This window comes from Streptomyces sp. NPDC104226 (assembly GCF_055584085.1).
On record NZ_JBVJMS010000008.1, the window covers coordinates 1 to 19,945 of the forward strand.

Consider the following 19,945-nt stretch of genomic DNA (forward strand, 5'->3'; position numbering starts at 1 on the left):
CAGATGTGGAAGCCCGGTAACGGGTGGAGCTGACTGGTACTAATAGGCCGAGGGCTTGTCCTCAGTTGCTCGCGTCCACTGTGTTAGTTCTGAAGCAACGAACGGTTGCTGGTTTCTAGAGCTAGAACATAACTACAAAGTGTGCTTGTTCGCTCGAAACCGATTAGGGTTTCGGTGGTCATAGCGTTAGGGAAACGCCCGGTTACATTCCGAACCCGGAAGCTAAGCCTTTCAGCGCCGATGGTACTGCAGGGGGGACCCTGTGGGAGAGTAGGACGCCGCCGAACAATTTTTCAAAGGACCCTTGGTCCAGCGTTCAACGCTGGACCAAGGGTCCTTTTTGTTTTCCAGAGCTTTTCGCCGAAGCGCGGCCATGGGTTGGTTGCGCGAGAATGACTAGCGGTACCCCGAAGACAGGAGTCACACCCATGTCCAACTCTCCCGACGATCGTCCGGAGCGCGAGCCTCGTCGCAACGACGGCGGTGACAGGGGCGGCTACCGCGGGGGCCGTGACGACCGTGGCGGCGACCGTCCGCCGTTCCGTCGCGACGACCGTCCCACCGGTGGTGGCTTCCGTCGTGACGACCGTGGTGGCCGTCCGGCCGGCGACCGTCCGTCGTACCCGCGTCGCGACGACCGTGGTGGCGACCGTCCCACCGGTGGTGGCTTCCGCCGCGATGACCGTGGCGGTCGTCCGGCCGGCGACCGTCCGTCTTACCCGCGTCGTGACGACCGTCCCTCCGGTGGCGGCTTCCGTCGCGACGACCGCGGCGACCGCCCCTCCTTCCCCCGTCGTGATGACGACCGCGGTGGGTTCCGTGGTGGCCGTGACGACCGTGGCGGCGACCGTCCCTCCTACCCCCGTCGTGACGACCGTGGTGGGGACCGTCCCTCCGGCGGTGGCTTCCGCCGTGACGACCGCGGCGACCGCCCCTCCGGTGGTGGCTTCCGTGGGAACGACCGCGGTGACCGTCCCTCGTACCCGCGTCGCGACGACCGTCCGTCCTACCCGCGTCGTGATGACGACCGCGGCGGGTTCCGTGGCGGCCGTGACGACCGCGGCGGAGACCGTCCGTCGTACCCGCGCCGTGACGACCGCCCCTCCGGTGGCGACCGTCCGTCCTACCCGCGTCGTGACGACCGTCCCTCCGGTGGTGGCTTCCGTCGCGACGACCGGAGCGACCGCCCCTCGTACCCGCGTCGTGATGACGACCGTGGTGGGTTCCGTGGCGGCCGTGACGACCGTGGTGGCGACCGTCCGTCGTACCCGCGCCGCGATGACCGTCCTTCCGGCGGCGACCGTCCCTCCTACCCCCGTCGTGACGACCGTCCCTCCGGTGGTGGCTTCCGTCGCGACGACCGCGGCGAGCGTCCCTCGTACCCGCGTCGCGACGACGACCGCGGTGGGTTCCGTCGCGATGACCGCGGTGGCGACCGTCCGTCCTACCCCCGTCGTGACGACCGTGGTGGGGACCGTCCCTCCGGCGGTGGCTTCCGCCGTGACGACCGCGGCGACCGCCCCTCCGGTGGTGGCTTCCGTGGGAACGACCGCGGTGACCGTCCCTCGTACCCGCGTCGCGACGACCGTCCGTCCTACCCGCGTCGTGATGACGACCGCGGTGGGTTCCGTCGCGATGACCGCGGTGGCGACCGTCCCTCCTACCCCCGTCGTGACGACCGGGGCGGCGACCGGGGTGGGTTCCGGGGTCGTGACGACCGTGGTGGCGACCGTGACTTCCGTGCGGACCGCGACCCGATCAAGCGGCTTCCCATCGACGAGGACGTCACCGGTTTCGAGATCGACTCCGACGTTCGCCAGGAGCTGCTGAGCCTGCCCAAGGGGCTGGCCGAGGAGGTCTCCAAGAACCTGGTCATGGTGGCCCGGCTGATCGACGAGGACCCGGAGAAGGCGTACGCGTACTCGCGCATCGCCCTGCGTCTGGCCTCCCGTGTCGCCGCCGTGCGCGAGGCCGCCGGCTTCGCCGCGTACGCCAACCAGAAGTACGCCGAGGCGATCGCGGAGTTCCGCGCCGCCAAGCGGATGACCGGTTCGGTCGAGCTGTGGCCCGTCATCGCCGACTGCGAGCGCGGCCTCGGTCGTCCGGAGCGGGCGCTGGCCATGGCCGGCGAGCCCGAGGTGCAGAAGCTGGACAAGGCCGGTCAGGTCGAGATGCGGCTCGTGGCCGCCGGCGCCCGCCGGGACATGGACCAGCTGGACGCTGCCATCGTCACCCTGCAGAGCCCGGAGCTGGCCTCCAACTCCGTGCAGCCGTGGACCGCGCGTCTGCGGTACGCCTACGCCGACGCCCTGCTGGCGGCCGGTCGTGAGGACGAGGCGCGCGAGTGGTTCGCCAAGACCCTCGAGGCCGACAAGGACGGGGCCACGGACGCCTCCGACCGTCTCGCCGAGCTGGACGGTGTCGAGTTCGTCGACGCCTCCGACGTCGACGGCCACGAGGACTCGGACCTGGACGTCGAGGACGAGTTCGACGACGAGGACGACGACGACCCCGAGGTCGCGGCGGCCGAGCGTGCCTCGGACCAGGCCGAGTACTACGACGAGGACGACGACGAGTACGAGGGCGACCTCGATGCGGAGGTCGACGCCACCGACGAGATCGTCGTTCTCGACGAGGACGAGGACGACGACCGTCAGGACGACGGGCGTCGCGAGGCCTGAGTCCGTGACGACGGCCGAGTGAACTGAGAAGGGCGGTACCCCCGATGGGGGTACCGCCCTTTTTTCGTTGGTGCGGGGTCCGTCAGTCCACGCTGCGCAGGACCAGGCCGGTGGCCGGCTTGGGGCCGAAGGAGGTGGACTTGCGGGGCATCGTCACGCCCTGGCGGGCCAGTTCCCGTACGACCGACTCGCGTACGGGGTGCAGCAGGACGGCCGTTCCCCCCAGGCGCTCCGCCATCTCGATGGTGGCCTCGGTGTCGTGGATGTACGAGATCTGGTCGGGGGCGTCGGGGACGGACCAGAGGGTGTCGAGCAGGGTGGCGTGGAGGACGGTGGCGTCCAGTCGGCGCCAGGCCTCGGGGCGGTCGCCGCGGACCGTGCGCTCGATCAGGGCCGGCTCGGGGTCGGTGACCAGGTGGAAGCTGCCGTCGCCGGTGAGCAGGAAGGCGTTGCCGAGCTCCGCGGCCTCGGCCAGGGCCGCCATGGCCGTCGGCAGCGGGCCCTCGACGGTGCGGACCCGGAAGCGGCCGTCGAGGGCGGCCAGCGCGTCGGCCGGGGGCAGGCGCCGGAGCAGCCGGTGGATCGCGCGGACCTGGAGCGGGTAGCGGACGGTGTCGACGAGGAGGACCAGGCCGAAGTCCCAGGGGGTGGGGGAGCCGTGCTCCTCCTGGAGGCGCAGGTACGTCGCCCAGCGGTGGTGGCCGTCGGCGATCAGGGCCTGGCGGTCGCCCAGGTCGGTGGTGATCGCCGCCAGGTCGGCGGGGTCCGTGACGGCCCACAGCCGGTGCTGGAAGCCGTCTTCCGTGGTGGTGGAGAACAGCGGCGTGGAGCGGGCGGTGCGCTCGACGACCGCGGCCGCGCCCGCCGCCGGATCATCGCCGAGGTAGGTCAGGAGGAGCGGTTCGAGATTGGCCGAGGTGGCGCGCATCAGCCCGGCGCGGTCGGTGACCACGTGCGGCATGACGTCCTCGTGGGGGAGGACGATCCCGGCTTCGGCGGCGGAGAGGGCGAGGGCCCCGATGACCCCGCGCTGGAGGAGATCGCCCCGGCGCTGCTCGTAGACGTAGAGCGCGGGCACGGGGTCGGCGCTGAGGATGCCCTCCGCGAGCCAGTCGCGCAGTGTGTGCGCCGCCTGCTGGTTGCGGGCGGCGGGGGTGTCGGCCTGCGGGAGGATCAGGCGGACGATGTTGTGGGGGTCGGCGGACTCCAGGTGGTTGAGTCCGTCGGGGCGCACGACCACGTCGTACGGCGGCGAGGTCACGGCGGCCAGGCTGCCGACGCGCTCGGGGACATAGCGCAGGCCGTGGAACGGGATCAGGCGCAGTCCGTGGTCCGCGGTGCCAGATGTGGTCATTGGTGCATCGTAAGACGCGTCTCGCCATGCGGGATGATCGGGGGAGTACGGAAACCGGACAAGATCGATCGCATGAGGAGCCGACACCATGACGCGGCAGAGCAGGACCCTTCCCGCGGGCAGCGAGCGGAGTCTGCACCAGGCGTACGACACGGCCCTGCTGGACCTCGACGGGGTGGTGTACGCGGGCGGTGAGGCCATCGCGCACGCCGTGGACTCCCTTGCCGCGGCGCGGGCCGACGGGATGCACCTGGCGTACGTGACGAACAACGCGCTGCGCACCCCGGACGCGGTCGCCGAGCACCTGAGCGAGCTGGGGATCCCGACGGAGGCCGGCGAGGTGATCACCTCCGCGCAGGCGGTGGCCCGTCTCATCGCCGAGCAGGTGGAGCCCGGGTCGAAGGTGCTGGTGATCGGCGGCGAGGGGCTGCGGGTCGCCCTGCGCGAACGCGGGCTGGTGCCGGTGGACTCCGCCGAGGAGGAGGGGCTCGCCGCGGTGGTCCAGGGGTACGGAGGGCCCGACCTGCAGTGGTCGCGGTTCGCGGAGGCCTCGTACGCGATCAACCGCGGGGTGCCGTGGTACGCCTCCAACACCGATCTGACGATTCCCGGGGCGCGGGGGATCGCGCCGGGCAACGGGGCCGCCGTGGAGGTCGTACGGATCGCCACGGGCGCGGAGCCGCAGGTGGCGGGCAAGCCGCTGCCCCCCATGCACCGCGAGACCGTACTGCGGACCGGGGCGAAGCGGCCGCTGGTGGTCGGCGACCGGCTGGACACCGACATCGAGGGCGCCTTCAACGGGGACGTGGACTCGCTGCTGGTGCTGACCGGGGTGACGGACGGGGCGCAGCTGCTGCGGGCCGAGCCGAAGTACCGGCCGACGTACGTGGACCGGGACCTGCGCGGGCTGCTGACCGGGCAGCCGGAGGTGGTTGCGGCGCCCGGGGGCGGGTTCCGCTGCGGGAGCTGGACCGCCGTGGCGCTGGACGGCGTACTGGAGCTGCGCGGGGAGGAGGCCGGACCGGAGGGTGCGGGCGCCGACGGCGCGATGGACGGGCTGCGGGCGCTGTGTGCGGCGGCCTGGACGCAGGCCGGGGACGGCTCGTGCGGGCTGGACGCGGGGAAGGCGCTGGCCCGGCTCGGGCTGTAAGGGGGCGCCGGTCCCTTGCCCGGGCCGGTGGACGGCCGTGGTGCCCGGCGGTCCGTGGGGTGGGCTTTGGGCTGGTCCTTGGGGTGAACCGTCGGGACTCAAGGCCTGGCCGGAGGGCTGTTCGGGGGAGCTGGGGGTCCGGGAAGGTAGGTTAGCCTAACCTCTGTGTTGGTTGAGAGTCCCCCCGAACCGAGTGCGGCGCCGGCCGTCGCCACCCGCTCGCGCCACGGTGCGCGAGCCGCCGGTCTGCTCGCCGCCTTCGGCGTGCTCGCGATCGTCGTGGTGGCGAGCATCGCCGTCGGCGCCAAGCAGATGCCCCTCCACGAGGTCTGGCACGGCCTGTTCCACTACTCCGGGACGGTCTCCGACGTCGTCGTACGGGACCTGAGGGTCCCGCGGACCCTCCTCGGCGTGCTCGTCGGCCTCGGGCTCGGGCTCTCCGGCGCGGTGATGCAGGCCCTGACCCGCAACCCGCTGGCGGAACCGGGCGTCCTCGGCGTCAACGCGGGGGCCGCGGCCGCCGTCGTATCGGCCATCAGCTTCTTCGGGGCCTCCTCGCTCGGCGAGTTCGTCTGGTGGGCCTTCCTCGGCGCCGCCGTGGTCTCCGTGGTCGTGTACGTGCTCGGCGGCAGCCGCAGCGCCACGCCCGTCCGGCTGGCGCTCGCCGGTACGGCGGCCACCGCGGCCCTCGTCGGATACATCAACGCCGTGCAGCTGATGGACAGCAAGGCGCTGGACAAGCTCCGCTTCTGGACCGTGGGCTCGCTGGCCTCCGCGAACATGGACACCGTCCGTCAGGTGGCGCCCTTCCTGGTGGTCGGCGCGGTCCTCGCGCTCTGCCTGGGCCGGCCGCTCAACGCCATGGCCATGGGCGACGACACCGCGCGGGCGCTCGGCGCGCACCTGACGCGGACCCGGATCGGCGCGATGATCGCCATCACCCTGCTCTGCGGGGCCGCGACCGCGGCCTGCGGGCCGATCGTCTTCGTCGGCCTGATGATCCCGCACCTCGTACGGTTCTTCACCGGCCCGGACATGCGCTGGGTGCTCGCGTACTCGGCGGTGCTCTCGCCCGTCCTGCTGCTCGGCGCCGACGTCATCGGCCGGGTCGTCACCCGGCCCGCCGAACTCCAGGTCGGCATCGTCACCGCGCTGATCGGCGGCCCCGTCTTCATCTACCTCGTCCGGCGCAAGAGGATGGCCCAGCTGTGACACTGACCGACGCACCCCGCCCGGCGCGCGGGGGCCGGAGCGGGCCCCGGCCGGTGCGCCTGCCCGGCGGGATGTCGCTGCGCCTGGAGCGGCGCGCGCTCGGCGTGGGGGCGCTGCTCCTGGTCCTCACGCTGGCGGTGGCCGTCCTGCTCATCGGCACCGGCGACTTCGACATCGCCCCGTGGGACGTCGTACAGACACTGCTGGGCAACGGTGCGCCCGCGCACGAGTTCATCGTCAACGACCTGCGGCTGCCGCGGGTCCTGGTCGGCGTCCTGGTGGGCGCGGCCCTCGGCATGGCCGGCGCCGTCTTCCAGTCCGTCTCGCGCAACCCGCTCGGCTCGCCCGACGTACTCGGCTTCGGCTACGGATCGGCCGTCGGCGCGCTGCTCGTCATCGTGCTGTTCCACGGCAGTGCCGCGGAGGTGGCCGGCGGGGCCCTCGCGGGCGGGCTGGTGGCCGGAATCGCCGTGTACCTCCTCGCGTACAAGCAGGGCATCCAGGGCTACCGGCTGGTCCTCGTCGGCATCGGTGCCTCCGCGATGCTGACCGCCGTCATCCAGTACCTGCTGACGAAGGCGCAGCTCGTCGAGGCCACCCGCGCGATGGTCTGGCTGACCGGCTCGCTGGCCGGCCGGGACTGGGCGCAGGTCTGGCCGCTGCTGGCGACCTGCGCGGTGCTGTTCCCGCTGGTCCTCGGCCAGAGCCGGGCCCTGCGGATGATCGAGATGGGCGACGACGCGGCGTACGCGGTCGGGGTGCGGGTGGAGCGGACCCGGCTGCTGCTGATGGTGGCGGCGATCCTGCTCACCACCGCGGCCAGCGCCGCGGCCGGGCCGATCAGCTTCGTCGCGCTGGCCGCGCCGCAGCTCGCCCGCCGGCTGACCCGCTCGCCCGGGGCGAACCTGCTGACCGGCGCGCTGATGGGCGCACTCCTGCTGCTGGTGTCCGACTGGGCCTCACAGCGGGCCTTCGGCGCCGACCAGTTGCCGGTGGGCGTGGTGACGGGGCTGGTCGGCGGCTGCTACCTGCTCTGGCTGCTCGTCACCGAGCGCAGGGCGGGACGCATATGAGGAAGCCGGGGGAGTCGGGGGAGCAGAACGAGCAGGGGGACCGGAGGGGCATGAGCAACCAGAGGAGCAGGCAAGTGCAGCGGCTGACCGCGGAGAACGTGACCCTCGGCTACGACCAGCGGGTCATCGCCGAGAACCTGTCGGTGGAGATACCCGACCACTCCTTCACGGTGATCGTCGGGCCCAACGCCTGCGGCAAGTCCACCCTGCTGCGCGCCCTGTCGCGGATGCTGAAGCCTTCGCAGGGACGGGTGCTGCTGGACGGTCAGGCCATCGGGTCGATGCCGGCGAAGAAGGTGGCCCGGACGCTGGGGCTGCTGCCGCAGTCCTCGATCGCCCCGGACGGGATCACCGTGTCGGACCTGGTCTCGCGCGGCCGCTATCCGCACCAGGGGCTGCTGCGGCAGTGGTCGGCGGACGACGAGCGCATCGTGAACGAGTCGATGGCCTCCACGGGGGTCGCCGAGCTCGCGGACCGGGCAGTGGACGAGCTGTCGGGCGGGCAGCGCCAGCGGGTGTGGATCGCGATGGCGCTGGCGCAGCAGACGCCGCTGCTGCTGCTGGACGAGCCGACGACCTACCTGGACATCCAGCACCAGATCGAGGTACTGAACCTCTGCGCGGAGCTCCACGAGGAGCAGGGGCGGACGCTGGTCGCCGTCCTGCACGACCTGAACCATGCGGCCCGCTACGCCACCCACCTGATCGCGATGCGGGACGGGAAGGTCGTGGCGGAGGGGCCGCCGGCCGAGGTGGTCACGGCGGAGCTGGTGGAGCGGGTGTTCGGGCTGCGGTGCCAGGTCATCGCGGACCCGGAGACGGGAACGCCGCTGGTGATCCCCGCGGCGAGGGTTGCTCGCGCGGTGGGGTAGGTGGCTGCGGCGGCGAGCCGGCGCGGGCGCGCAGGTGCGGCGCCGTTGCCGGGGTTCCGCCCCGGGCCCCGCGCCTCAAACGCCGACGGGGCTGGTTCTCGGGGTCAGAGCAGGCTCTTGAGGCGGAGGAGGTCGCGGAAGCCTGCTTCCAGGCGGACGCGGCCCGAGGCCCAGGCCTTCGGGAACTTCAGGTCGCCGGCGACCAGGGCGACGAGATCGTCACCGGTCATCGCGAGCCGGATCTCGGCCTTGGCGGACGGCGGGCCGGGGGCCACCGCGTCCACGCGGATCCGGCCCCCGTCGAGGCGGCCCGTGAAGGTCCGGTCCAGGTCGGTGATGTGGCAGCTCAGCGAGCGGTCGAGCGCGGTCGCACCGCGCACGTCGCCTTCGGCCCGCGCCAGGTTGTCGGAGAGTTGGTCGAGTGCCGTACGGCACTCCTCGATCGTAGCCATCGTGATCCCGACCGTACCGCAGAGCCGCACGCCGTCGCGGGCACCCTACGCGGTAGCGTCGGGGGCATGAACGAAGAAGTACCCGCCGCGGCCCGGGCCCAGGAGCCGGACGAAGCCCCGGCCGAGCCCGACGGGCCGGTCGCGCTGGGCCTCGTACGCACTCCCACCGGGCACGCCGGGGCGGACGCCGCGCTGGAGCGGCTGGCGGACGTGGACCACCTCCCGGCGGACGGACACGTCGAGGTGTACGAGGATGTGCACAGGGGGCTGCGCTCCGCGCTGACCGCGCTGGACGCGACCGAAGGCCCCCGTCCGCACGAAAACAGGAGCTGAACCGATCGTGGCAGGAGTGGCACGCCGCCGCCTGGACGCCGAACTGGTACGCCGCAGCATGGCCCGCTCGCGCGAGCACGCCGCGCAGCTGATCGCCGCCGGCCGGGTGACCGTGGGCGGCAATACGGCGACGAAGCCGGCCACCCAGGTCGAGACCAGCGCGGCCCTCGTGGTCCTCAAGGACGACAGCGACCCCGACTACGTCTCCCGGGGCGGCCACAAGCTGGCGGGGGCGCTCGCGGCCTTCCAGCCCCAGGGGCTGCGCGTGGAGGGCCGCCGGGCGCTGGACGCGGGCGCCTCGACCGGAGGGTTCACCGACGTGCTGCTGCGCGCCGGTGTGGCGCACGTGATGGCCGTCGACGTGGGCTACGGGCAGCTCGCCTGGTCCCTGCAGAGCGACGACCGGGTCACCGTCAAGGACCGTACGAACGTCCGCGAGCTGACGGTGGAGCTGATCGACGGGGTGCCCGTCGATCTGGTCGTCGGCGATCTTTCCTTCATCTCGATCGGGCTGGTGCTGCCCGCGCTCGTACGCTGCTGCGCGCCCGACGCGGATCTGGTGCTGATGGTCAAGCCGCAGTTCGAGGTCGGCAAGGAGCGGCTCGGCAGCGGTGGCGTGGTGCGCAGTGCGGAGCTGCGCGCCGAGGCCGTCCGGGACGTCGCGGCGCAGGCGTGGAAGCTGGGCCTGGGCGTGCTCGGGGTGACCGCGAGCCCGCTTCCGGGCCCGTCGGGCAACGTCGAGTATTTTCTGTGGCTGCGGGCGGGGGCACCGGCACTCGACCCGGCGGATGTTGACCGTGCAGTGGCGGAGGGGCCGCAGTGAGTGATCTTTCGGGGGACCCGGCACGGCCGGGGGAGTCGCGGAAGCCGGGGGAGCCGGGGAAGTCGGGGAGGCGGACCGTCTTCCTGCTCGCGCACACCGGGCGGCCCGCGGCCATCCGCAGTGCCGAGCTGGTGGTGCAGGGCCTGCTGCGCAGCGGGCTGGGCGTACGGGTGCTGCGGCACGAGGCGGTGGACCTGCCGCTGCCGCCCGAGGTGGAGCTGGTGGCCGAGTCCGAGTGCACCCCGCAGGTGCTCGACGGGTGCGAGCTGCTCATCGTGCTCGGCGGCGACGGGACGCTGCTGCGCGGCGCGGAGTTCGCGCGCGGTTCCGGGGTGCCGATGCTCGGCGTCAACCTGGGCCGGGTGGGCTTCCTCGCGGAGGCGGAGCGGGACGACCTGGACAAGGTCGTGGACCGGGTCGTGACGCGCGACTACGAGGTCGAGGAGCGGATGACCCTCGATGTGATCGTGCGGACCAACGGGGATGTGCTGCACCGGGACTGGGCGCTGAACGAGGCGGCCGTCCAGAAGGTGTCCCCGGAGCGGATGCTCGAGGTGGTCCTGGAGATCGACGGGCGCCCGGTGTCCGGCTTCGGCTGCGACGGGATCGTCTGCGCGACGCCGACGGGCTCGACGGCGTACGCCTTCTCGGCCGGCGGGCCGGTGGTCTGGCCGGAGGTGGAGGCGCTGCTGATGGTGCCGATCAGTGCGCACGCGCTGTTCGCGAAGCCGCTGGTGACCTCGCCGGATTCGGTCCTGGCCGTGGAGGTGCAGACCGGGACCCCGCACGGGGTGCTGTGGTGCGACGGGCGGCGGACGGTGGAGCTGCCGGCCGGGGCCCGGGTGGAGGTCCGGCGGGGGACGGTGCCGGTGCGGCTCGCCCGGCTGCACCACGCGTCGTTCACGGACCGGCTCGTCGCGAAGTTCGCGCTGCCGGTGTCCGGATGGCGCGGAGCCCCGCACTAGGGCCGTAGGGGCCTGCCTGCATCGCGCGTACGTAAATAGCATGGTTGTTCGAGCGGGTTCGGGCGGGTGACGTCACATGGCACCCATGAAACCTCGGTATCGTCGTCCCGTGCTTGAGGAGATGCGGATACGGTCGCTCGGGGTCATCGACGACGCTGTGGTCGAGCTGTCACCCGGTTTCACCGCGGTGACCGGCGAGACCGGCGCGGGCAAGACCATGGTCGTCACCAGCCTCGGGCTGCTGCTCGGCGGGCGCGCCGACCCCGCCCTGGTGCGGATCGGGGCCAAGGCGGCGGTCGTCGAAGGGCGCATCGTCATGCGCCCGGACGCCCCCGCGGCGCTGCGCGCCGAGGAGGCCGGTGCCGAGCTCGACGACGGCGCCCTGCTGATCAGCCGGACCGTTTCCGCCGAGGGCCGCTCACGCGCCCACGTCGGCGGCCGCTCCGTGCCCGTCGGCCTGCTCGCCGAACTCGCCGACGACCTCGTCGCCGTCCACGGCCAGACCGACCAGCAGGGCCTGCTCCGGCCCGCCCGGCAGCGCCAGGCCCTCGACCGGTACGCGGGCGACGCCGTCGCCGTCCCGCTGGAGAAGTACGCGGCAGCGCACCGCAGGCTGCGCGCCGTCGCGGGAGAGCTGGAGGAGATCACCACCCGGGCCCGGGAACGCGCCCAGGAGGCCGATCTGCTCCGCTTCGGGCTCGACGAGATCGCCGCCGTGGAACCGCTCTCCGGCGAGGACACCGAGCTGGCGGCGGAGGCCGAGCGCCTCGGGCACGCCGAATCCCTGTCCTCGGCCGCCCAGGTCGCGCACGCGGCCCTCGCCGGCAACGTCGAGGACCCCGAGGGCGTCGACGCGGGCGCGCTCGTCGCCGGGGCGCACCGCGCACTGGAATCCGTACGCACCCACGACCCGGCGCTCGGCGCGCTCGCCGAGCGGATCGGGGAACTGGGCATCCTGCTCGGGGACGTGGCCGGGGAACTCGCCGGGTACGCGGACGACCTGGACGCCGATCCGCTGCGGCTGGCAGCCGTGGAGGAGCGGCGGGCGGCGCTGACCCAGCTGATCCGGAAGTACGGGTCCACCGAGATCGGGGTGGACTCCGTGCTGGAGTGGGCCGAACGCGGTTCCGTACGGCTGCTGGAGCTCGACGGCGACGACGAGCGGATCGACGAGCTGACCGCGGAGCGCGACGGACTGCGGCTGGAACTCTCCGCACTGGCGCAGGCGTTGACCGACGCCCGGAACGAGGCGGCGACCCGCTTCGCGTCGGCGGTCACCGAGGAGCTGGCCTCCCTGGCGATGCCGCACGCACGGGTCACCATCGACGTCCGGCAGACCGAGGACCCCGAGGGGGTCGAGGTCGGCGGCCGGCTCGTCGCGTACGGGCCCTCCGGCGCCGACGAGGTCGAACTGCTGCTGGCCCCGCACCCCGGAGCCCAGCCGCGACCGATCGCCAAGGGCGCCTCGGGCGGCGAGCTGTCCCGGGTGATGCTCGCCGTCGAGGTCGTCTTCGCGGGCTCCGACCCGGTGCCCACCTACCTCTTCGACGAGGTCGACGCGGGCGTCGGCGGCAAGGCCGCGGTCGAGGTCGGACGGCGGCTCGCGAAGCTGGCCAAGTCGGCCCAGGTGGTCGTCGTCACGCACCTGCCGCAGGTGGCGGCCTTCGCGGACCGGCAGCTGCTGGTCGAGAAGACCAACGACGGGTCCGTGACCCGCAGCGGCGTCACCGTCCTGGAGGGCGAGGACCGGATCCGCGAGCTGTCGCGGATGCTGGCCGGCCACGAGGACTCGGCGTCGGCGCGGGCGCACGCGGAGGAACTGCTCGCGGCGGCCCGGGGTCCGGAGTAGGGCGCGGGCGTCACCAGGCTGACGCCCGGCTAGCCCGTGTGGGTGAGGATCGGGGGTGCGGGGCGGTATCTCACCCGGGATCCGTACCCGTATGGTCCCGGAACGCGCGTGCGGACTGGCATTCTGAGCGACGTCCCTGCCCTTCTCCCTCACCCTGGAGCTTCGGCCCGTGAGCAGCTCCCCGGCCCCCGTCCCCGTCCTTCGCACCGTTCAGGTGCTCGGCGGCGCGAGCGGTGGTGCGCACGTGCGGTCGCTGGCCACCGGGCTCGCCGCGCGCGGCGTACGGGTCACCGTGTGCGGACCCGTCGAGACCGAGGGGGAGTACGACTTCACCGGCGCCGGGGCGCGGTTCACCCCCGACGCGGTGAGCGCCCTGCGGGCCGCGTGCTTCGAGGCCGACGTGGTGCACGCGCACGGCGTACGGGCGGGCATGCGCGCGGCGCTGGCCCTGCGCGGGCGGCGGGTCCCCCTGGTCGTGAGCTGGCACGGCGGCGGCCCCGGCAGCAGCCGCCTGAGCCTGCTCCTGGAACGGCACGTCGCGCGGGCCGCGGCGATCGTCCTCGGCGCCTCCTCGGCGCAGGTTGACATGGCCCGGCTGCGGGGGGCGCGGGACGCGCGGCTGGCGGCGGTGGCCGTGCCTGCCGCGGAAGGGGCTTCGGGGGCTTCTGGACCCTCCGGGTCCGCCGGGTCCTGGGAGGCTCCGGACCACGGAAAGCTGCGGGCGGAACTCGGAGCGGTGGAGCGGCCGTTGCTGATCGCGGTCGGGAGCCTGGTGCCGCGGCGCGGGTACTCCGTACTGCTGGACGCTGCGCGCGAATGGCGCGACCTGGACCCGATGCCCCTCCTGGTCATCGCCGGAGAGGGGCCGATGCGGGCGGAGCTCACGCGGCGCATCCAGGCGGAGCGCCTGCCGGTGCGGCTGCTCGGGCAGCGGCGGGATGCCGCGCGGCTGCTGGCGGCGGCCGATGTCGCCGTGCTGCCGAGCCGGTGGGAGGCGCGGTCGCCGCTCGCGCAGGAGGCTCTGCGGAGGGGCGTGCCGCTGGTGGCGACGGCGGTGGGCGGCGTGCCGGAGCTGGTGGGGGCGGCGGGTGTGCTGGTGCCCTACGGGGACGCGGGGGCGCTGGCCGCTGGGGTGGCCGGGCTGCTGGCGGATCCCGTGCGGCGGGGGGAGCTGGCGCTGGCCGGGCGGGCCCAGGCGATGACGTGGCCGTCGGAGGACGACACCGTGGCGCAAGTCCTGTCGGTGTACGACGAACTGACCTCGCGTCGCCGCTAGCCCCGGCTGCGGGTGTTCCGCTGCGCGTCGCCGAGTCCCCTACCTGCCCTTCCACCGTTCCCCGGGCTCCGCCCGGACCCCGTTGCCGCGTGCGGCGCCGTCGCCGGGGGCCAGCCCCCGGACCCCCGGTCCTCAAACGCCGGACGGGCTGGATTGTCCGGCTCCGCCGGAACGATTCAGCCTCGCCGGCGTTTGAGGCGCGGGGTCTGGGGCGGAGCCCCAGGAGGGGGCCGGGCGCAGCCCGGGGAACGGGCGAAGGGCGGGTAGGGGACCTCGCCCCGCAGGGCCGACCCAGCCGCACGCGCCCACCGGGCCTCGCGCCGGGACGGCAGGGGCGAGCACCCCGCTCGGCCACCGCCGGACGGAGTCCGGCGCAGCGACCCGAAGCCCGCGCAGCGGTGCGAGCGGCGCGTCAGGGAGGGGTGCGGCGCGTCAGGGAGGTGTGCGGGGCGTCAGGGAGGTGTGCTCCGCGTCAGGGAGGTGTGCTCCGCGTCAAGAAGGCGCCGTGGTGTGGCGGCGGGCGCGGAGGGCCAGGCTCAGGGAGAGGACGGTTTCAGGGTCGTCCAGGTCCGCGCCCAGGAGCTCCGAGATGCGGGCCAGGCGGTTGTACAGGGTCTGGCGGTTCAGGTGCAGCTCGCGCGCGGTCTCCGCCTTGCGGCCCGCGTGGGCCAGGTACGTCTCCAGGGTGGGCAGGAGCGGCGGGCGGGAGACCGTGTCGTGCACGCGCAGGGCGCCGATCGCCCGGTCCACGAAGGCCGCCAGGTCGGGGTGCTCGCGCAGGCGCCACAGGAGCAGGTCGATGTCCAGGCGGCGGGCGTCGTACCAGGGGCGGGCCGGCAGGCCGTGCGCGGCCGTGGCGGTCTCGGCGGCGTGGCGCAGGCCCGCCGGGACCGTGGCCCAGCTGCCGCACACGCCGACGACCACCGCCGGCGCGGCCCCCGCACGGTCCAGGCCCGCCCGCTCCACGCCGGCCCGCAGGGCCGCCGCGACCCGGTCCGAGACCGTCGTGCGTTCGGCGTCGGAGCGCAGGGAGACCAGGAGGGGGACGCGGCCCTCCACCGGCCGGACCCCGAGGAGCACCGGGACGCCGACGGAGGCGAGTTCCTCCAGGACGGCCCGGGCCAGGACGGCCCAGTTGCCGGAAGGGGCCAGGTCCGAGGAGAGCCGCATGACGATGGGCAGGAGCGGGCCCGGACCCGGTTTGAAGCCCAGGACGCGGGCCTGGGCGGGGGCGTCCTCCGCCGAGATGCGTCCCTCCGCGAGGTCGGTGAGGAAGTCGCCGCGGCCGCGCGCCGCGAGCTCGTCCTCCTGCCGGGCCTGCATCAGGACGACCGCCAGTACGCCGGCCGTCCGCTCCGCCGCCATCCGGTGCACGGGCAGCAGCGGCGCGGACACACCCAGCAGGACCAGCCGGGCCCGTACCGAGCCGGTGCCGCGGCCGCCTCCCGGGACGTCGACCACCACGGAGTTGCCGGAGGGCTCCGCGTCGCGCTGGCCCCGCAGGCCCTCCCACACCTGGAGCGGGTCCGCCGCTGCCTCGCCGGCGACCGGGCCCGCCGCGTACAGCAGTTGGCCGTCGGGGGTTTCCAGGAAGACCGGGTTGGCCGTGAAGTCGGCCAGGATGTGCAGGACTTGGGGGATGCCGCCGCCGTCGAGCAGGGCTTCCGTGCAGCGCCGGTGGACTTCCTCGGCCCGCTGGAGCAGTGCGTAGTGCCCGTTGACGATCTCGGTGTGGACCTCCTCCGTGACGGTCACGAAGGGGACTTCCCGGTGCAGCTGGACGAGGGGGAGGCCGACCGTCCGCGCCGTCTCCACCAAGGTCGCCGGGAGGCGGGTGAAGCGGGGCCCCAGCTCGACGACCAGGGCGGCGATGCCCCGGTCGGCGAGGCGGCGTACGAAGGCGCGTTGCTCGGCGGGGCGGGTGCCGAGGCCGAGGCCGGTGGTCAGCAGCAGCTCGCCGCCCTTGAGCAGGGAGGCGATGTTGGGGACCTCGCCGGCATGCACCCAGCGCACGGTCCGGCCGAGCCGGTCGGCGCAGGCCACCACCTCCGGGAGCCCGCTGCGCAGCCCCGGCAGCTCAAGTGCCCGCTGAACCGTGATCCCGCCCTGATTGTCCATATGCCGGACGCTACCGGGGCTCTTGTTCCGTGCACATCACCGGGCGGTCACGGGGTTCCATCTCCCCCCGTCCGGCCCGACAACTCGTCGGCCCCGCAGGGCGATTATCGGACCGCATGTCGATTGTGGCGTACGTCACCCGGGGTGGGGGCGAGTGCCTCGGCGCGTCCGTGGAGCGCTCCGCCTCCGGGCCGAGGGGCCTCAGGCGGGCGCGATGTTGTGGTTGAAGCGGAAGACGTTGTCCGGGTCGTACTCCCGCTTCAGCCGGCCCAGCCGCCGCATGTTCTCGGGACCGAGGCCGGCCGCGACCCGGTCACCGCCCTCGTCCCCGGTGAAGTTGAGGTAGACCGCGCCGGTGCTCCAGGGCCGGACGTCGGCGCGGACGTCCTTGACCCACTGGCGGCAGCGGTCGTCGTCGGCCGGGTCCTCCCAGGCGGCGAACGGGTGCACCGCCCAGGGCGCGTCGCGGAAGGACACCGGATAGTCGGCCGGGCCCTCGGCGATCGCGCCGCCCTGGGGCCACACCACGTGCTGGGTGCCGCTCGGCACCGGCATGGAGTCCGCGCGGGCGCAGAACACGTCCACGAACGCGTCGGGCGCACCGGTCAGGTACTCCGCCGACCAGTAGTTCCGCAGGCCCGGCGGATCGTCGAGCATGCACTGGAGGTCCGCGTAGGGGATGTCCGTCACCATCTCCGCCTCGTGCGGAACGGCCAGCAGCGGCGCGATGAGGCGGCGCAGCTCCTCCACGGGCCCCGCGTAGGTGACCAGTGCGCCCGCCAGCAGCAGGCCGACCAGGTGCGGCGGGACGAACTCCTCGGGCGGTCCGGTCAGGTAGATGGCGCCGCCGCCGGCCTCGCGCGGCCCGTCCTCCATGACGTCCCGGTACGTACGGACCATCTCGGGCCCGTGCTCGGGCAGGTACAGCAGGAGCGCGACGGACATGGCCGGCAGTTCGTGCAGCCGCAGGGTCAGCGCGGTGGCGACGCCGAAGTTCCCGCCGCCGCCGTGCAGCCCCCAGAACAGCTCGGGGTGGTCCTCCTCGGTCGCCGTCAGCATCTCCCCGTCGGCCGTGACCAGGTCCACGGCGAGCAGGTTGTCCACCGCCAGGCCGAACTTCCGGTCCAGCCACCCGGTGCCGCCGCCCAGCACGAAGCCGCCGACCCCGGTGGTGGAGACGCGGCCGCCGGTGGTCGCCAGCCCGTACCGCTCGCAGGCCCGGTCCAGGTGGCTCATCGTGGCCCCGCCCTCGACGCGGACGGCCGAGGCCCCGGGATGGACCGTCACCCCCTGCATCCGGCGCAGGTCCACGACCAGGCCGCCGTCGTTCAGGGACATCCCGGCCACGCTGTGGCCGCCGCCGCGCACCGCGACCGGCAGGTCGAGCCGCCGGGCGAAGCGCACGGCGGTCGCCACGTCCACCGCACTCTCGCACTGCGCGATGACGGCCGGCCTGCGGTCGATCATCCCGTTGTAGAGGCTGCGGGCCTCGTCGTACCCCGGATCCTCCGGAACCAGGACGGCGCCGGACAGATCCTCGCGGAGCTCGGCAAGTGCCGTGCCCGCCTTCGACAGGGGAGCCATGGCTGCCCCCTTCCGGGAGGTGCGGAAGGTGCGGAAGGTACGGAAAGGCCTACGACTCCTCCAGGTTAGTCAGCCCCCGTACGCCCCGCTCGCCGTCAGCCGCAGGGCCGTGTCGATCAGGGGGACGTGGCTGAAGGCCTGCGGGAAGTTGCCCACCTGGCGCTGGAGCTTCGGATCCCATTCCTCCGCCAGCAGGCCCAGGTCGTTGCGGAGCGCGAGCAGCTTCTCGAAGAGGCGCCGGGCCTCGTCGACCCGGCCGATCATCGCCAGGTCGTCCGCCATCCAGAACGAGCACGCCAGGAAGGCGCCCTCGTCGCCCTGCAGACCGTCCACGCCCGCCTCCTCGCCCGAGGTCGGGTAGCGCAGGATGAAGCCGTCGGGGGTCGACAGCTCGCGCTGGATCGCCTCGATCGTGCCGATCACCCGCTTGTCGTCCGGCGGCAGGAAGCCCATCTGCGGGATCAGCAGGAGGGAGGCGTCCAGCTCCTTGGACCCGTAGGACTGCGTGAAGGTGTTGCGTTCCTTGTCGTAGCCCTTCTCGCAGACGTCCTGGTGGATCTCGTCGCGCAGCTCGCGCCACCGCTCCAGGGGCCCGTCCGCGTCCCCGCTCTCGATCAGCTTGATCGTGCGGTCCACGGCCACCCACGCCATCACCTTCGAGTGCACGAAGTGCCGGCGCGGGCCGCGCACCTCCCAGATGCCCTCGTCGGGCTGGTCCCAGTGGGTCTCCAGGTAGCGGATCAGCTTCAGCTGGAGCAGCGAGGCGTAGTCGTTGCGCGCCAGGCCGGTCATGTGGCCCAGGTGCAGGGCCTCGGTGACCTCGCCGTACACGTCGAGCTGGAGCTGGCCCGCGGCGCCGTTGCCGACCCGGACCGGCCGGGAGTTCTCGTACCCGGGCAGCCAGTCGAGCTCGGTCTCGCCGAGCTCCCGCTCGCCCGCGATCCCGTACATGATCTGCAGGTTCTCCGGGTCGCCGGCCACCGCCCGCAGCAGCCACTCGCGCCAGGCGCGGGCCTCCTCGCGGTAGCCGGTGCGCAGCAGCGAGGACAGGGTGATGGCGGCGTCGCGCAGCCAGGTGTAGCGGTAGTCCCAGTTGCGGACCCCGCCGATCTCCTCCGGGAGGGAGGTGGTGGGCGCGGCGACGATCCCGCCGGTGGGGGCGTACGTGAGCGCCTTGAGGGTGATCAGCGAGCGGATCACCGCCTCCCGGTAGGGGCCGTGGTACGTGCACTGCTCGACCCAGTCCCGCCAGAACTCGGTGGTGGCCTCCAAGGCCTCCTCGGCGTCGGGCGGCTGCGGGGCGTCCTTGTGCGAGGGCTGCCAGCTGATGCAGAAGGCCTTCCGGTCGCCCGGTCCGACGGTGAAGTCGGAGTACGTGGTCAGGTCCTTGCCGTACGTCTGCGCCTCGGTGTCCAGCCAGACCGAGTCGGGTCCCGCCACGGCCACGGTGCGGTCGTCGACCCGGTGCACCCAGGGCACCACCCGGCCGTAGCTGAAGCGCATGCGCAGGGCCGAGCGCATGGGCACGCGCCCGCTGATGCCCTCCACGATGCGGATGATCTGCGGGGCGTGGTGCTCGCGGGGCGGCATGAAGTCGATCACGCGGACCGTGCCGCGCGGGGTGTCCCACTCGGATTCCAGGACCAGCGAGTCACCGCGGTAGCGGCGCCGGGTGGCACGCGGGGCCTCGGCGCCGGCCGGGAACGTCGGGCCGATCCGCCAGAACCCGTGTTCCTCGGTGCCGAGAATGCTCGCGAAGACGGCATGGGAATCGAAGCGTGGCAGGCACAGCCAGTCCACCGCCCCGTCCCGGCAGACCAAAGCCGCGGTCTGCATGTCGCCGATCAGTGCGTAATCCTCGATGCGCCCGGACACGTTGCATCTCCAGTCGAACAGCCACGTCCGCCCCGAAGGGCGCTTGCATTGCGCGATGCCGCGGATTCTCCGGTGATGTGGATGACCGCGTCCAGCCCATGATTCCGGAACCGGACGGGTTACGCCGTTCGCGGGGCCGCTCGGCAGGGATGTGATCGATATCCGAGCGGGACAAGACGGCACCCTAGTGATCCCCGTCAGCTTGGGGACAATGAGGTTCGGCCGAACGGGTGAGGGGCGGCGATGCCGGCGTGACGGACCGCGCGCAGGCCCCCGAGGACGCCCCCGCCGCGTGGCCGGAGGCGGACCGGCCCGGGCGCTGATAGGC

Annotated in this window: 15 protein-coding genes, 1 rRNA gene and 1 pseudogene; 12 read left to right on the plus strand and 5 right to left on the minus strand. The window is 73.3% G+C overall.

The window, feature by feature from the left end; genetic code table 11:
* Positions 1 to 170: 170 nt before the first annotated feature.
* From rrf to ACZ60J_RS24315, 3 genes and pseudogenes are all read left to right on the plus strand, one after another.
* Positions 171 to 287 (plus strand): 5S ribosomal RNA (rrf, locus tag ACZ60J_RS24305).
* Between the two features lie 141 nt (positions 288 to 428).
* Positions 429 to 1,529, plus strand: a pseudogene (locus tag ACZ60J_RS24310) (hypothetical protein); the annotation flags it as partial.
* Between the two features lie 297 nt (positions 1,530 to 1,826).
* Positions 1,827 to 2,681, plus strand: a complete 855-nt coding sequence (locus ACZ60J_RS24315) for a tetratricopeptide repeat protein (protein ID WP_469685581.1) — start codon at positions 1,827 to 1,829, stop codon at positions 2,679 to 2,681.
* Positions 2,682 to 2,763: 82 nt separating this feature from the next.
* Here ACZ60J_RS24315 and ACZ60J_RS24320 read toward each other — a convergent pair whose 3' ends face one another.
* Positions 2,764 to 4,035, minus strand: coding sequence for a DUF1015 family protein (locus ACZ60J_RS24320; RefSeq protein WP_469684907.1), 1,272 nt, complete (start codon positions 4,033 to 4,035; stop codon positions 2,764 to 2,766).
* Positions 4,036 to 4,123: 88 nt separating this feature from the next.
* On the opposite strand from ACZ60J_RS24320, the gene ACZ60J_RS24325 reads away from it, so the two are divergent.
* From ACZ60J_RS24325 to ACZ60J_RS24340, 4 genes are all read left to right on the plus strand, one after another.
* The gene (locus ACZ60J_RS24325) at positions 4,124 to 5,185 is read left to right on the plus strand and encodes an HAD-IIA family hydrolase (RefSeq protein ID WP_469684909.1); all 1,062 of its coding nucleotides are present in this window, start codon (positions 4,124 to 4,126) and stop codon (positions 5,183 to 5,185) included.
* A 168-nt stretch (positions 5,186 to 5,353) separates the two neighbouring features.
* Entirely contained in the window at positions 5,354 to 6,397 is a 1,044-nt protein-coding gene (locus ACZ60J_RS24330; RefSeq protein ID WP_469685582.1) for a FecCD family ABC transporter permease, read from the plus strand.
* Between the two features lie 71 nt (positions 6,398 to 6,468).
* Entirely contained in the window at positions 6,469 to 7,470 is a 1,002-nt protein-coding gene (locus ACZ60J_RS24335) for a FecCD family ABC transporter permease (RefSeq protein ID WP_469685583.1), read from the plus strand.
* A gap of 50 nt (positions 7,471 to 7,520) precedes the next feature.
* Entirely contained in the window at positions 7,521 to 8,342 is an 822-nt protein-coding gene (locus tag ACZ60J_RS24340) for an ABC transporter ATP-binding protein (protein WP_469684910.1), read from the plus strand.
* Positions 8,343 to 8,446: 104 nt separating this feature from the next.
* On the opposite strand, the gene ACZ60J_RS24345 is transcribed toward ACZ60J_RS24340, so the two are convergent.
* Positions 8,447 to 8,794, minus strand: a complete 348-nt coding sequence (locus ACZ60J_RS24345) for an SCP2 sterol-binding domain-containing protein (protein WP_469684912.1) — start codon at positions 8,792 to 8,794, stop codon at positions 8,447 to 8,449.
* Between the two features lie 66 nt (positions 8,795 to 8,860).
* Between ACZ60J_RS24345 and ACZ60J_RS24350 the strand changes: the two genes are divergently transcribed.
* The 5 genes from ACZ60J_RS24350 to ACZ60J_RS24370 all read left to right on the plus strand — a co-directional run bounded on the left by ACZ60J_RS24350 (position 8,861) and on the right by ACZ60J_RS24370 (position 14,040).
* Complete coding sequence (locus ACZ60J_RS24350; RefSeq protein WP_469684914.1) at positions 8,861 to 9,127, plus strand: hypothetical protein; 267 nt, start codon at positions 8,861 to 8,863, stop codon at positions 9,125 to 9,127.
* Positions 9,128 to 9,134: 7 nt separating this feature from the next.
* Positions 9,135 to 9,950, plus strand: a complete 816-nt coding sequence (locus ACZ60J_RS24355) for a TlyA family RNA methyltransferase (RefSeq protein WP_469684916.1) — start codon at positions 9,135 to 9,137, stop codon at positions 9,948 to 9,950.
* On the plus strand, positions 9,947 to 10,915 hold the full coding sequence (locus tag ACZ60J_RS24360) for an NAD kinase (protein ID WP_469684918.1): 969 nt from the start codon (positions 9,947 to 9,949) through the stop codon (positions 10,913 to 10,915). Before ACZ60J_RS24355 ends, ACZ60J_RS24360 begins: the two co-directional genes overlap by 4 nt.
* Positions 10,916 to 11,036: 121 nt before the next feature.
* Positions 11,037 to 12,764 (plus strand): DNA repair protein RecN, encoded by a 1,728-nt coding sequence (gene recN / locus ACZ60J_RS24365; RefSeq protein WP_469685585.1) that lies wholly within the window; start codon positions 11,037 to 11,039, stop codon positions 12,762 to 12,764.
* Positions 12,765 to 12,933: 169 nt separating this feature from the next.
* On the plus strand, positions 12,934 to 14,040 hold the full coding sequence (locus ACZ60J_RS24370; RefSeq protein WP_469684919.1) for a glycosyltransferase family 4 protein: 1,107 nt from the start codon (positions 12,934 to 12,936) through the stop codon (positions 14,038 to 14,040).
* Between the two features lie 492 nt (positions 14,041 to 14,532).
* Here the strand turns inward: ACZ60J_RS24370 and ACZ60J_RS24375 are convergent, their stop codons facing one another.
* The 3 genes from ACZ60J_RS24375 to ACZ60J_RS24385 all read right to left on the minus strand — a co-directional run bounded on the left by ACZ60J_RS24375 (position 14,533) and on the right by ACZ60J_RS24385 (position 19,617).
* Positions 14,533 to 16,158 carry a PucR family transcriptional regulator gene (locus ACZ60J_RS24375; RefSeq protein ID WP_469684921.1) on the minus strand — a complete coding sequence of 542 codons (1,626 nt, stop codon included), beginning with the start codon at positions 16,156 to 16,158 and terminating at the stop codon, positions 14,533 to 14,535.
* Between the two features lie 201 nt (positions 16,159 to 16,359).
* On the minus strand, positions 16,360 to 17,742 hold the full coding sequence (locus ACZ60J_RS24380) for an FAD-binding protein (protein WP_469684923.1): 1,383 nt from the start codon (positions 17,740 to 17,742) through the stop codon (positions 16,360 to 16,362).
* Positions 17,743 to 17,811: 69 nt separating this feature from the next.
* On the minus strand, positions 17,812 to 19,617 hold the full coding sequence (locus ACZ60J_RS24385) for a glycoside hydrolase family 15 protein (RefSeq protein WP_469684925.1): 1,806 nt from the start codon (positions 19,615 to 19,617) through the stop codon (positions 17,812 to 17,814).
* Positions 19,618 to 19,945 lie beyond the last annotated feature (328 nt).

Bases quoted from the DNA above. Each gene is read 5' to 3' on its own strand.
- ACZ60J_RS24320 (WP_469684907.1), bottom strand. From the start codon at position 4,035: ATGACCACATCTGGCACCGCGGACCACGGACTGCGCCTGATCCCGTTC.
- ACZ60J_RS24325 (WP_469684909.1), top strand. From the start codon at position 4,124: ATGACGCGGCAGAGCAGGACCCTTCCCGCGGGCAGCGAGCGGAGTCTG.
- ACZ60J_RS24335 (WP_469685583.1), top strand. From the start codon at position 6,469: ATGTCGCTGCGCCTGGAGCGGCGCGCGCTCGGCGTGGGGGCGCTGCTC.
- ACZ60J_RS24340 (WP_469684910.1), top strand. From the start codon at position 7,521: ATGAGCAACCAGAGGAGCAGGCAAGTGCAGCGGCTGACCGCGGAGAAC.
- ACZ60J_RS24345 (WP_469684912.1), bottom strand. From the start codon at position 8,794: ATGGCTACGATCGAGGAGTGCCGTACGGCACTCGACCAACTCTCCGAC.
- ACZ60J_RS24350 (WP_469684914.1), top strand. From the start codon at position 8,861: ATGAACGAAGAAGTACCCGCCGCGGCCCGGGCCCAGGAGCCGGACGAA.
- recN (WP_469685585.1), top strand. From the start codon at position 11,037: ATGCGGATACGGTCGCTCGGGGTCATCGACGACGCTGTGGTCGAGCTG.
- ACZ60J_RS24375 (WP_469684921.1), bottom strand. From the start codon at position 16,158: ATGGACAATCAGGGCGGGATCACGGTTCAGCGGGCACTTGAGCTGCCG.
- ACZ60J_RS24380 (WP_469684923.1), bottom strand. From the start codon at position 17,742: ATGGCTCCCCTGTCGAAGGCGGGCACGGCACTTGCCGAGCTCCGCGAG.